Raw genomic sequence first — 13,074 nt, 5'->3', positions numbered from 1 at the left:
TGCCCTCCCCTCATGGAAAGGCAGGAGTCGTCTCACTTGTCAGTCGATTGTCATGCATGGCGTCACTGCGCAAGCCATGACTCCACAAGATCCGCGTGGTCAGCCACCCATTCATGGGCGTAGGCCTCAGGGTCTTTCTTGTCGACGGTCAGGGCGTAACTCATGTCATTGATCTGTTCGAGATCCAGATTTACATGACTCAGAAGGTTCGCGGCAGCAGGTTGCTCGGACTCGAGTTTCTTGGCGTAATGGATATAAAGCGCGGCCTCCGGCCAGGCGCTGTCGGCATTGGACTTCTCCAGCCAATCAGGGTCATCAGTCGGCTGGATGATATGCCAGGTATCCGGGTTATGCGGGGGTTCCTCAAGATGGACCAGGTCATACATCTGGAACATCTGGTGCGGGCTATAACAGAAGAAGACGATCGGCTTGTCAGCCTTATCTGAGGCAGATAGCTCGGCGACGAACAAGGTTTCGTCCAGCTCGTAGAGCTTCATGGTTTGATCATAGCCATAGCTCTTGGCCTTGATTCTTTCGACCATGCTGGAGGCTGCAGCAGGAGGCCCCGCCCAGAACTCTCCGTAACCATCCCCGTCACGATCAAATAGCTTCGCCGTCTCGGGATTGGTCAGATCATAGATGGACGAGATGCCGTATTGCTCTGATACCTCTCGGGTCACACAGATACCCTGTGTTGCCTCCACTCCATTCATATCCTGAAGCACGGTGCCGCGCTCCTTGACGTACTTATCATGCAGACTCTGCTGATTGGGGAGCCACACCTCGGGATGAACGTCGATAGTGCCCTTGTCCATCGCCTCGAAGATGACGGCGTTGGTGCCATTCTGCAGCCCGACATCCAGACCGAGATAATCCTCCATCACGACTTTCAGAATGTGGCTGGTCGCCGCAGCGGTTGGCCAGTTGGGGACGCCCACGGTGACATCTGCAGCGTTTGCCAGGCCACTGGACAGGGAGAGTATCAATGTCGACGTGATATGTTTCATCGGTATCATCACTGCTTCCTTGTATTGTTGTTGTCTTGGTATGAGTGACTTACATGTTGGGATAGTTGGGCCCGCCGCCACCTTCCGGCACGACCCAGCGAATGTTCTGCGCCGGGTCCTTGATGTCGCATGTCTTGCAGTGAAGGCAGTTCTGCGCGTTGATCTGGAAGCGCTTGCCTGCCGTTTCCTGCACGACTTCGTATACACCAGCAGGGCAATAACGCTGCGCCGGTTCCTCATATCTGGGCAGGTTGACGCTGATCGGAATCGACGCATCCTGCAGTGTCAAATGACACGGCTGGTCTTCTGCATGCTGGGTATTGGAGAGGTACACCGAGGAGAGCTTGTCGAAACTGAGGACGCCATCGGGTTTGGGGTACTCGATAGCACGGCATTTTTCGGCGGGCTTCATCTGAGCGTGGTCTGGGGTATCATCCCGCAGACGAAATGGCAGTTTGCCTTGGAATAGATTCTGATCGAGGAAATTGAAGGCCCCGCCGAGCACTGGCCCCAGTTTGTGCAATGCCGGCCCAAAATTGCGACTGGCATACAACTCTTCGTGTACCCAGGACGCCTTGAAGCACTCGCGATACTCATGCAGCTCATTGCCGCCGCTATCGCCTTGTTGCAGCGCTTCAAAGACAGTCTCTGCCGCCAACAATCCCGACTTCATCGCGGTATGTGTGCCCTTGATCTTGGCGAAGTTCAGTGTGCCCGCGTTACAACCAATCAGTAGCCCGCCCGGGAAGGTCATCTTTGGCAAGGCGTTGTAGCCCCCCTTGCAGATGGCACGCGCCCCGTAGGAAACGCGCTTGCCTCCCGTCAGGTATTGCGCCAGCGCCGGGTGATGTTTGAGTCGTTGGAACTCATCGAAGGGACTGACATGCGGATTGGAGTAATTCAGATCGACGATCAAGCCGACAACCACTTGCTGCTTGTCGCCGTGATAGAGGAAGAAGCCACCTGAGGTGCCATCGCTCAACGGCCAGCCAGTGCCATGCACAACCAACCCCGGCTGATGGAGCTCCGGTGCGATATCCCACAGCTCCTTGATACCCAGACCGTAATGCTGACTGTCGGCTTCGGCGTCCAGCGAGAAATTCTGATAGAGCGACTTGCCCAGGTGGCCCCGGCAGCCTTCGGCAAACAGCGTATAGCGGGCGTGTAACTCTATCCCCTGCATATAGCTGTCGTTGGGCTGGCCATCTCGACTGACCCCCATGTCCCCGGTGGCGATACCCTTCACGGCACCATTGTCGTGATACAGCACCTCACTGGCGGCGAATCCGGGGAATATCTCGACCCCCAATGCCTCCGCCTGCCCTGCCAGCCAGCGACACAGGTTGCCGAGGCTGACGATGTAGTTGCCCTGGTTATGAAGTGTCTTAGGCACCAGCCAATCGGGAAACTGCAACGTGCGCTCCTGATTGGGCAGGTAAAGCACCTGGTCCTCAGCCACAGGCACACCAAGAGGGGCCCCGCGCGCCTCCCAATCCGGGAACAGCTCATCAAGAGCACGCGTTTCCAGAATGGCACCGGACAGGATATGGGCCCCGACCTCCGAGCCCTTCTCGACGACACACACTGTTAACTCTGTCTCGTTCGCTTGCGCCTGTTGCATCAGCCGACAGGCAGCCGATAGGCCCGATGGGCCTGCTCCGACGATGACGACATCGAATTCCATGGCTTCGCGATCATCTTGACTCATGAAGTCTTTCCTCCCCCGGTCACCGAGGTATGTGAACGCTGACGCGCCGCCGCCAGGGTATTGCGCATCAGGCATGCAACGGTCATCGGGCCGATCCCCCCGGGGACCGGCGTCAACCCGCCGGCCTTGCTGGCCGCTGCATCAAAATCAACATCCCCCACCAGGCGCTTCTCGCCCTTAGCGTTCTCGATGCGATTGATACCCACGTCAAGGACAGTGGCCCCCGGTTTGATGTGCTCGGCGCCGATCATTTCCGGTAACCCCACCGCGACGACGAGAATATCTGCCCGCCGACACTCCGCCACCATATCCCGACTACGCGAGTGCAGTGTGGTGACCGTGCAGTTGGCATTGAGCAGCAACTGACCGATGGGTTTGCCCACAATATTGGAGCGACCGACCACCACTGCCTTCATGCCAGATAGATCGCCAAGGCGATCTTGCAACAGCAATAGACACCCCAGTGGCGTGCAGGGCACCATGCCCGGCTCGCCAGCACTCAGGCGGCCTACATTGATGGGATGGAATCCATCGACGTCCTTGGCAGGATCGATTGCCTCGATGACAGCGCTTTCATTGATGTGCTCAGGCAACGGCAGTTGTACGAGAATGCCATCCACACTGTCGTCTTCATTGAGCAGTGCGATCAGTGACAGTAGTTGCGCCTCGGTCGTCTCACTCCCCAGTAGATGCTGGAATGAGGCGATGCCGACCTCTTCGGCCTGACGCATCTTGGTACGAACGTACACCTGACTGGCGGGATCACTACCCACCAACACCACCGCAAGCCCCGGCTGTTGCCCGGTGTCGGCCACGAAGGAGGCGACCTCTTCGGCCACTTCGCCTCGCAGCCGCTTGGCGAAGGCCTTGCCATCGATCACGATGCTGCACGTCTCTTCGATTGCCTGGGAGGCACTCAGCTGATTCATTGCTTAACTCCTCTGCATCAGAACACGACAGTTCTCAACCCATTCTGGAAGACACGATGCGAGACGTGATATTTGACAGCGCGCGCCAGCGCCTGCGCTTCCATGTCACGCCCGACCTGGGTGAGATGCTTCGGATCATGGGCATGGTCGACCCGCTCGACCATCTGCTCGATGATGGGACCTTCGTCCAGGTCTCCCGTCACATAATGTGCGGTAGCTCCGATCAGCTTCACACCACGATCGTAGGCCTGGTAATACGGCTTAGCCCCTTTGAAGCCGGGCAGGAAGGAGTGGTGAATATTGATGCAGCGCCCTTCCAGCTCCTTACTTAGCGTGTCGGAGAGAATCTGCATGTAACGTGCGAGGACGACCAATTCCGTATCAGTGCCACGGACGATTTCCAGCAGGCGCGATTCTTGTTGCGGCTTGGTCTCCTTGGTCACTGGCAGATGAATGAATTCGATGCCTTCGCGCTCAGCCATCTCCCGCAGGTCTTCGTGATTGGACACGATGGCCGTGATGTCGATCATGAGTTCGCCGGTCGCACGGCGATACAGCAAGTCACGCAGACAGTGATCATATTTGGACACCATGATCAGCACCTTGGCGCGTTCCGAGGCATCATGGATTTCCCACTCCATGTCGAAACTCATGGCAGTGACTTCAAAGGCCGCCTTCAACTGGTCGACCGTGAAGGTGCGATCCCCTTCAAAGACAAACTCGATGGTCGAGAAGAAGCGACCGGTTTCCTGGTCATCGAATTGATGCAGTTCCTTGATGAAGCAACCACGGTCGGACATGAAGTTGCCCAGTGCCGCCACGATGCCGACACGCCCTGGGCAGGAGACTTTTAGGATGTAGGAATTCTTGTTTTTCATGATTGTTGTTTTTACGCTCCTTGGTCGGGCTCTTAGAGAGCGGAATCGAATTGCGGCATGACCTCGAAGAGATCACCTACGATGCCGTAGTCAGCGACCTGGAAGATCGGGGCATCCGGATCCTTGTTGACGGCCACGATGACCTTGGCGTCTTTCATGCCTGCCAGGTGCTGAATGGCGCCGGAGATGCCTACAGCAATGTAAAGCTCAGGTGCGACCACCTTGCCGGTCTGGCCAACCTGGTAGTCGTTGGGAACGAAGCCGGCGTCCACTGCAGCACGCGAGGCCCCCACGGCAGCCCCCATCTTGTTGGCCACGCTATCGAGCATTGCGAAGTTCTCACCGTTCCCCATGCCGCGCCCGCCTGAAATGACCACACGGGCGGTGGCGAGCTCCGGGCCCTCGGATTGTGGCGCGGAGCGCCCCATGACCCGGGCTTTCTCTTGCGGTGACGGCGCCGGCAATGCCACACACTCTGCGCTGCCCTCCATTTCACTGAAGGCCTCGAACTTGGTGCTGCGTACGGTAATGACCTTGGTCGCCTCCTGGCTGCGATAGGTCGCCAGCACGTTTCCGGCATAGATGGGACGCTCGAAGGTATTGGCGTCCACTACTGCACTGATGTCGGAGAGTTGCGCGACATCGAGCAGCGCCGCCACTCGCGGCATCAGGTTCTTGCCGAAGCTGTTGGCTGGGGCCAGCATGTGTGTGCAGCCCTCTGCACACCCCTTGACGATCGGTGCCATATCTTCTGCTGCCGGCAGCGCGAATTGTGCAGCGTCTACCGTCATTACCTGACGAACTCCACTGAACCGAGCGGCCGCCTGGGTGACTGCCTCACAGTCATGCCCCATAATCAGCAGGTCGATATCACTGCCTAGCTGATGTGCCGCCGTCAGTGTATTGAGAGTGGCCGAGGCAATTTCACGATTATCGTGATCCACGATGACAAGAATCGACATGACGCACTCCTTAAATGACGGTGGCTTCGTTTTTGAGTTTTTCCACGAGTTCGCCGGCCGAATTGACCAACACTCCCCCGGATTCGCGTGCCGGCATCTCGCTCATCGACACCAGCTCGAGTCGTGGCGTGAGGTCCACGCCCAGCTCACTGGCCTCCACGGTTTCCAGCGGCTTTTTCTTGGCTTTCATGATCGCCGGGAGTGAGGCATAACGCGGCTCATTCAGACGCAGGTCCACACTGACCACCGCCGGCAAGGACAACGCCAACGTTTCCAGGCCATTGTCGACCTCGCGCACGACTTCCAGCGCACCGTCCGTCGTGGTCAACGTCGAGGCGAAGGTGCCTTGCGGCCAGTCCATCATGGCGCCCAGCATCTGGGCGGTCTGATTGCAGTCATCATCGATGGCCTGCTTGCCCAGCATCACCAGGTCCACCCCTTCCCGCTCGACCAGCGCCTTGAAGACCTTGGCCACTGACAGCGACTCGGTACTCCCGTCGAAGGGCACATGAACGGCCCTGTCGGCCCCGACTGCCAGTGCCTGGCGCAGCGTTTCCTGGGACTTGTCCGGCCCGATGGAGACGACGATGACTTCCTCGGCGACGCCGGCTTCCTTCAGTGTGATGGCCTGTTCGACGGCCACCTCATCAAAGGGGTTGATGGCCATCTTGATGTTATCGAGATCCACCCCGGAGCCATCGGCCTTGACCCTGACTTGTACGTTGTGATCGATGACACGTTTGACACCTACCAGAATCTTCATGCGATCCCTCCACTACTAGCGTCGATTTGTATTGTTGTAAGCAACGGTGTGCGCGAGACGATGATTGTTTGAGAAACAGTGATTGAGAGACAACACCTCCCGACAGGGCCATGAAGGCCCGCCAGACAACGAGGACAGAGAGGTGCTCTCAACATTGCTCAACAACACGCTTCACGGCACTGCAATGTGATGGCTCAAAACCTCACGCAAACGTCATGATTTGAGCAACGCATTGTCGGGATCGAGCAATGGCCCCGCCACGACACGTGCCGCATGCTGCTCACCGATGATGTCGACATGCAGATCCGCGCCCCCTTCAGCGTGCTCCGGGTTCACGAAGCCCATGGCGATGTTCTTGTCGACCCGATAGCCGTAGCCAGCCGATGTCACGGTGCCGACCACCTTGCCATCGGCGTAGATGGAATCACCCGGGTGCGCGGCAGCATGCTGACAATCGACCACCAGAGTGACGAACTTGCGGCGCATCGGCTTGCCTTCCTTGGCCAGCAGCGCTTCCTTGCCCGGGAAGGTCGGCTTGTCCATCTTCACGAAGCGGCCCAGGTCACTCTCGAAGGGATCAAATTCGGTGATCAGATCGGCTTTCCAGTGGCGATAGCTCTTCTCGAGACGCATGGATTCCGTGGCCAGTGAGCCGAAGGGCTTCAGATCAAAGGCTTGTCCTGCTTCATCCAGCAGCTTGTAGGCCAGATAGAGTTGCTCGTTGGGGACGTGCAGCTCCCAACCCAGTTCCCCGCTGAAGCTCACCCGCAGCGCCATGGCCTCGGCATGACCGATATAGACCTTCTTGGCCGTCAGCCACGGGAATGCCTGGTTGCTCCAGTCGGTGCGAGGCGAGAGAGAGGCCAACAGATCACGTGACTTCGGCCCGCTCACGACCAGGATGGTGTGTGAATTGGTCATGGGGACCAGCTCGACACCACAATCCGGCAGGTGCGCTTTCAGCCATTCCATGTCGTGATATTCGGCGGCGGCGGCAGAGCCGTACCAGAAGCGATCATCGGCCAACTTGGCCAGCGTCGCCTCACCGGCGACATTGCCCTTGTCGGTCAGGAAGTAGCACAGCCCCACACGGCCGACTTTCTTCGGCACATTGCCGCACATCAGGCTATCCAGCCATTCTGCCGCCTTGGGCCCCTTGATCTCGTAGCGGTTGAAACCGCTGACTTCCATCAGGCCGACATTTTCATGCACCGCCCTGACCTCTTCGGCGACGATCTTGTCCACCTCGGTAAAGCGGAAGCTGTGCTTGAACTCGAAGTCCGGCGTCGGCTTGTAGAACAGTGCACGCTCCCAGCCATTGACGGTGCCGAACTCGGCCCCCTTCTCCTTCAACACGGAATACAACGGCGTGGTCTTGGCCAGACGTCCCGCGTCACGATGCTCATGCGGCATGTGGAAGCGGAATTCATTCTGATAGTCCTCGATCGCCTTCAGCGCGGTGAACTCGGTATTGGCATGACCGGTGAAGCGCGCCGGGTCCAGACACCAGGTGTCCCACTCGGATTCACCATGCACGATGAGTTCGGCCAGAATCTTGCCGTGACCGCCACCTTCACCCAGCCCGGCACGCAGGCCGATGATGGAATAGGCATTGGTCAGCCCCGGGGTCTTGCCGACCAGCGGGTTGCCATCGGCAGAATAGGTGATGGGGCCATTGATGATGCTGTGAATCCCGGTGCGCTCCAGACATGGCATGCGCTTGAAGACACGCTCCATGTTGTCCAGGCAGCGGTCCAGATCATCTGGGCACAGGGCATTGACGAAGTTGGGGTCGATACCGTCCATGCCCCAGGTCTTGCAGCGTTGTTCGTAGATACCGACCAGCAGACCTTTCTTCTCCTGACGGCTGTAGAAATCATCACGCGGGTCACGCAGCAACGGGACACGTTCCTCGCGGGCTTCCAGCTCGGGTAGCGACTCGGTCAGGAAATACATGTGCTCCATTGAGATAACGGGGTACTCGACACCTAGCATCTTGCCGACTTCGTTTACCCGGTACCCGCAAGCATTGACGATGATCTCGCAGGTGATATCGCCATTCTTGGTCTGGACGACCCACTCGCCATTGGGTTTCTGATAGACATTCTCCACTGGGTTGTGGCGATAGATCTCCGCCCCGGCTTTACGCGCCCCACGTGCCAGCGCCTGGGTCAGCTGGGCCGGATCAATATCGCCATCGAGTGGATCCCAAAGGCCGCCCAAGAGCTCTTCATCGGCCTCTAGCAGCGGGTGACGCTTGGCACACTCCTGAGCATCGATCAGCTCAAAGTCGACCCCCATGCCCTTGGCCAGGGAGATAAAGTGCTTATAGCCATCCATATGTTCCTGGGTCGACGCCAGGCGGATCCCCCCGGTGGCATGGTGGTAATTGATGGGGTGATCCGGGTCCTGGGACAGTTCCTTGTAGAGCTTGATGCTGTGACTCTTCAGTCCCACCATCGTCTGAACCGCGCCGAAATTGGTCACCTGTGCAGCAGAATGCCAGGTCGTCCCTGAGGTCAGTTCGTTGCGCTCCACCAGCACCACGTCTGTCCACCCTTCCTTGGTCAGGTGATACAGCGTGCTGCAACCGCCAATCCCACCGCCGATAACGACGACTTTTGCATGTGTCTTCATTGATATACCTCAGCTTGTTCTTATTGATAAAACATCAAACATTACCGGCACGAACGGGCTCATCTCAGCGTTGTACTTGTTCCTTGGGCGGTGTCTTTCGGCCGTGCATCACAATGAATGAAAGCGCTTTCATTTCTAGCAGTAGAATTCAGGGCTGACAAGGTACGCCTGCTCACTTTTTTGCCTCTAAGCAAATAGGTACCTTCCCACACCAGTCCAACGCGGAATCAACCTAGCTCGCTATTCAGTGGAAAAAACTGGCAAGGATTCGGTACAAAGCAATTGCTATCGCCTTCTGAAAGAAAGGCAGTCCTGAAAAAGGGTTGCAATCGCGAACTCATTGGCAGGCTGGTAACACGGGAGCATGAAAAAAATCACAGCCGTCCCCTCTTCGTGATCGCCCAAGGGGCCACGGGAAGGCACCAAGCGAAGGATCGCAATGCGACAGACGGTGTTGGCAGAAGAGAAATCAGAGGAAACGCGCACCAAGCGACAGGTGGCGAAACAGAAGGTGTGTCCAAGCAGCCAGCCATGCGCCATGGCCGGAGAATGACATCTCCCCTCATGGGCTGAGGGGTGAAATGAGGGACAGGATTCAGGAAGCCATTCGCGGGGCGGGCAAGCGCGACAATGGGGCGCGCAAGCGACAAATGACGTACTGCAGTGAATGGCCCTCTCGATCAGGAACGTGGGGGCGCACAGGAGTCGCGTACTACCAGCTCGACGTCCAGCAAGGCGGGAACCGGATGCGCCTTCTCCTTCAGTCGTGCGATCAGATATTCCGCAGCCAGTACCCCCATCCGACGTTGCGGTGTTCGCAACGTCGTCAGGGCCGGCGTCAGGTGCTCGGCCAGCCAGGTGTCATCAAAGCCGGTGATGGAGACCTCCCGCGGCACATCGATGCCCATGATTCTGCTTTCGAAGATCGCCCCGTAAGCAAAGGGGTCCGAGCCACAGATGATGGCGGTTGGCTTGCTGTCGCGTGACATCAGCTCCCGAAACCCCTGCTGGCCATGCTTCACGCCGAAGGGACTCTGTATAACAGACGTATCGGGCATGACGATTCCATGTTCAGCCAATGTCTCCCGTATCCCCCGCAAGCGGTGCTGCGCACGATCATTGCCTTCCAGCCGGCCAGAAATCATCGCGAAGTCGCGGTGCCCTAAGTCCAACAGGTACTGAGCCACCTTGCTGGCAGCATCGTGATTATCGAAGCCGATGCAGGGGTGTCGCAATGTCGTATCGATGGACCAGTTGATGACATAGGGGATGCCCTTCGCGTTGAGAAGGTCATAGATACCGTCATCCCGTGACAGGCCTACCAACAGTAATGCATCCACGCCATGCGCCACCATCTGGATGATCTGTTCACGCTCTTCCTCGACATCATAGCGAGACGACGCCGCCACCATGGTATAGCCGGAATTGGAAATATACTGATGAAACTCTTCGAGTGAGTGGCCGAAAAGTGTGTTATCCAATGACGGGACGATAGCGCCGATCATGCGTGACTTGTTGGATGCCAGGGCACGCGCCGCGGCATGTGGGACGTAGCCAGTCGTCGAAATCGACTTCTCTATCTTGAGCTTGGTGCGCTCACTGACGATATCTGGGTTATTGAGATACCGCGAAACCGTCGCCGGCGACACGCCCGCGTGTCTTGCCACATCGTCAAGTGTCACACTATTCATTCTGGACTTCGCCTTCTTGATATCCTGCCCTGTAAGACCAGCACTCCATGACCTGCCTAGTTGCTACTTACCATGTCACTTGCGATGAGGTAAATATTGGCATGTGCGGCAGCTCTTGATATTTCCGGGATATGACAATCGCGCATCACGTGACAACCCTATCAGATCACACCTTGCACGAGAAAAAATAAACCGTCTCTCCCCTGGCCCGATACATCATTGCCAGAGGTAAAAAAACCCGTTCGGCGTCAATCAGCATTCGTGGTTGACGTACTGATAGCCCACAGACTCTCTCCTTGCACCGCCAAGGGCCCGCTAAATTCTCAGCGGGCCCTTGAATCACCTCGACGCTCAGTATTCTCCAACCGGCTGAAGTGCTACTTGGCGAGAGTGAAGGATGTGCGAATACCTCGCTGCCACGGCGGGAAAATCGCTCAGCGCATCAACGCTTTGACGGGGAATTTCTTTCGATCATGCTGATGGTTATCAGCCAGGAAAAGTATATCCTTTACCAGGAAGAAGTTAGCGATCAAGATCGCCATCGGTCACTTTCCACACGCCGGGAGTCGTGAACAGAAAGCTCAGTGTCGTCAAGAATATGTCACTGGCCGCGAGACCAGAATAGAACGCTACCTTCCTGTACTTGAGACCAAGCAGAATACCGATAGCGACCAGGATCTCGGACAGGCCGACCAAGTTCGATACCGCTTGTACCGACATCACGTCATAGAGCCAACCCATGGCGAAATTGTTCTCGACCAGCGGCTGAATGAGGCCTGCTTCCGTGGGAGTGAATTTGTAGACTCCCAGCCATAGCAAGAACAACGCAACACCGAATACGCTAACGTAATAGCCGATACTGCTTGCTTGACTCCTTGCTGATTACTTTGCAGGCCTCATCCTCATTCCACTCATCTCGATTCACGAAACCTGTCGGCCTTAGCGTTCATCATGCTCCCCGGCAGTGATGTCTCCACGACCAAGCTTCCTGCATGACTGATGCAATGAGATACGGCAGTTCCCCGAGCGCGGATGCAAAGGAGGGTATTTTAGTTCTCTTCTCGGGAATGTCAGCCCCCGTATCGGACGCATCTGTCCCCGTGGCGGCCGCACCCTGCAACGCAATACATAGAACGCTACTCATGAACGAAAAACACCGCTCTGCAGGCTGCCAGAGCGGTATTGGTAGTGGTCAAAGCGTTATCTTACAGCCCTTCGAGAATCTCATTCATCTGGGCACGCACACTCTGCAAGCCATTGCCGGAGAGATACCAAAGCCCCGGGGATAGCACGGTGACACCAATATCCGCACCGCCAGCATCGGCCAGCGCGGACTTAAGCGCGTCAGCATCCATCGGGGTCTGGCCAATGGCAGCACTGCGATCAACCACATACAGAGCATCCGGCGCCATCTCGGCAATATTCGCTGGCGTCAGCGGGTAGAAAGTACGCGCACCACGGCTGACCGGCTCCACGGAGTCAGGCAGCGCCGGCTGATCGATCTGCAGCAGCTCAGTGACAATCGGCTCCTGGCGCAGAACATAACGACCGTCGTTATGGATCACGACCAACGCGTCAAGATCTTCCGCCAGCCCTTCACGCGCCGTCGCGATATCCGACTCGAGCGCTGCCAGCTTCTCACGTGCCTTTTCCTCAGCATGATACGGGGACGCCAAGCTCAGTACCTTGCCGCTCAGTGCTTCGAAGTAGCTGCCTTCTTCGAGAGTGACATCTCGCGTCTCCGCTACAGCCTTGAGCGCCTCAAGTGATCCAGATTGACGACCGGTGACCAGAATCAGGTCCGGCTCCAATCCCGCGATCACCTCGACATCAGGCTCCTTGAGCCCGCCGATATCTGCCCGACCTTCGACCAGGTGTGACACATAGGCGGGCGCAGACTGATGTGGTACCCCGACGAGGTGCTCGGCTAATCCCAGCTCATCCAGCGTATCGGCAGCACCCCAGTCCAAACTCACGACGGAAGGGCCATGCTCTCCCCCGGCGACTTCGTGTGCCTGGGCACCAATAGGTAAAGCAGCCAACAACAGAGTAGAGACAGACAAGGTGAGCCCAGCGACGTTCATCGACATTCCCTTTATTGAATAATAATTAATATCATTTATGTTTGCGATCCTAGCACGGCTATTTCCTCAAAATCATGCAACTGTGCGTTGCACAACCCGCAATTTACGAACGACTCCATGCCACCACCGAGGGTTGCGCATAACGCAACTCTGATAGCAAAGAAACACACCTAAACTAAAAAATACGAATGTTTATCATTTGTTTTCGTAAATACGAAAAAAAGATCGACACTGATGCGATGACGTCTGTCGTATTCCCTACCCGAAGTCGACGTCAACAGAGCACTCAGTGGCCCACAACCCTAAAAAACCTCGTGGCTCAATAACGACATAATCGCGACCTCAAGGATCCAGGAACATGACAGTCCCCGCACTCCCCTTTGCTCGATCGGCCTTGGCTATCGGTATTGCCGCC

At 56.9% G+C, this 13,074-nt stretch carries 9 protein-coding genes and 1 pseudogene; all 10 read right to left on the bottom strand.

Features of this window, described 5'->3' with window-relative positions:
- Positions 1-62: 62 nt before the first annotated feature.
- Positions 63-1,016, bottom strand: a complete 954-nt coding sequence (locus F8A90_RS06650) for an ABC transporter substrate-binding protein (RefSeq protein WP_200019465.1) — start codon at positions 1,014-1,016, stop codon at positions 63-65.
- Positions 1,017-1,056: 40 nt separating this feature from the next.
- Complete coding sequence (locus tag F8A90_RS06645) at positions 1,057-2,715, bottom strand: electron transfer flavoprotein-ubiquinone oxidoreductase (RefSeq protein ID WP_200019915.1); 1,659 nt, start codon at positions 2,713-2,715, stop codon at positions 1,057-1,059.
- The gene (gene folD / locus F8A90_RS06640; protein ID WP_200019464.1) at positions 2,712-3,644 is read right to left on the bottom strand and encodes a bifunctional methylenetetrahydrofolate dehydrogenase/methenyltetrahydrofolate cyclohydrolase FolD; all 933 of its coding nucleotides are present in this window, start codon (positions 3,642-3,644) and stop codon (positions 2,712-2,714) included. The genes F8A90_RS06645 and folD overlap by 4 nt, the downstream gene beginning before the upstream one ends.
- A gap of 17 nt (positions 3,645-3,661) precedes the next feature.
- Entirely contained in the window at positions 3,662-4,522 is an 861-nt protein-coding gene (gene purU, locus F8A90_RS06635) for a formyltetrahydrofolate deformylase (RefSeq protein ID WP_233593496.1), read from the bottom strand.
- Between the two features lie 32 nt (positions 4,523-4,554).
- Entirely contained in the window at positions 4,555-5,484 is a 930-nt protein-coding gene (locus tag F8A90_RS06630) for an electron transfer flavoprotein subunit alpha/FixB family protein (protein WP_200019463.1), read from the bottom strand.
- Positions 5,485-5,494: 10 nt separating this feature from the next.
- Complete coding sequence (locus F8A90_RS06625; RefSeq protein WP_200019462.1) at positions 5,495-6,247, bottom strand: electron transfer flavoprotein subunit beta/FixA family protein; 753 nt, start codon at positions 6,245-6,247, stop codon at positions 5,495-5,497.
- A gap of 213 nt (positions 6,248-6,460) precedes the next feature.
- Positions 6,461-8,884, bottom strand: a complete 2,424-nt coding sequence (locus F8A90_RS06620) for a GcvT family protein (protein WP_200019461.1) — start codon at positions 8,882-8,884, stop codon at positions 6,461-6,463.
- A gap of 680 nt (positions 8,885-9,564) precedes the next feature.
- Entirely contained in the window at positions 9,565-10,575 is a 1,011-nt protein-coding gene (locus F8A90_RS06615; protein WP_200019460.1) for a LacI family DNA-binding transcriptional regulator, read from the bottom strand.
- A 522-nt stretch (positions 10,576-11,097) separates the two neighbouring features.
- Positions 11,098-11,436, bottom strand: a pseudogene (locus F8A90_RS06610) (DUF417 family protein); the annotation flags it as partial.
- 344 nt (positions 11,437-11,780) lie between these two features.
- Positions 11,781-12,551: an ABC transporter substrate-binding protein gene (locus F8A90_RS06605; protein ID WP_200019459.1), complete on the bottom strand. Its 771-nt coding sequence runs from the start codon at positions 12,549-12,551 to the stop codon at positions 11,781-11,783.
- Between the last annotated feature and the right edge of the window lie 523 nt (positions 12,552-13,074).

Source organism: Cobetia sp. cqz5-12, from assembly GCF_016495405.1.
GTDB lineage: Bacteria > Pseudomonadota > Gammaproteobacteria > Pseudomonadales > Halomonadaceae > Cobetia.
The sequence above is the reverse complement of the archived record's forward strand: the minus strand, read 5'-3'. Positions and strand labels throughout refer to the sequence as shown.

Coding starts and splice junctions, on each gene's coding strand:
- folD (WP_200019464.1), bottom strand. CDS start 3,644: ATGAATCAGCTGAGTGCCTCCCAGGCAATCGAAGAGACGTGCAGCATC.
- F8A90_RS06625 (WP_200019462.1), bottom strand. CDS start 6,247: ATGAAGATTCTGGTAGGTGTCAAACGTGTCATCGATCACAACGTACAA.
- F8A90_RS06645 (WP_200019915.1), bottom strand. CDS start 2,715: ATGAGTCAAGATGATCGCGAAGCCATGGAATTCGATGTCGTCATCGTC.
- F8A90_RS06630 (WP_200019463.1), bottom strand. CDS start 5,484: ATGTCGATTCTTGTCATCGTGGATCACGATAATCGTGAAATTGCCTCG.
- purU (WP_233593496.1), bottom strand. CDS start 4,522: ATGAAAAACAAGAATTCCTACATCCTAAAAGTCTCCTGCCCAGGGCGT.
- F8A90_RS06620 (WP_200019461.1), bottom strand. CDS start 8,884: ATGAAGACACATGCAAAAGTCGTCGTTATCGGCGGTGGGATTGGCGGT.
- F8A90_RS06650 (WP_200019465.1), bottom strand. CDS start 1,016: ATGATACCGATGAAACATATCACGTCGACATTGATACTCTCCCTGTCC.
- F8A90_RS06615 (WP_200019460.1), bottom strand. CDS start 10,575: ATGAATAGTGTGACACTTGACGATGTGGCAAGACACGCGGGCGTGTCG.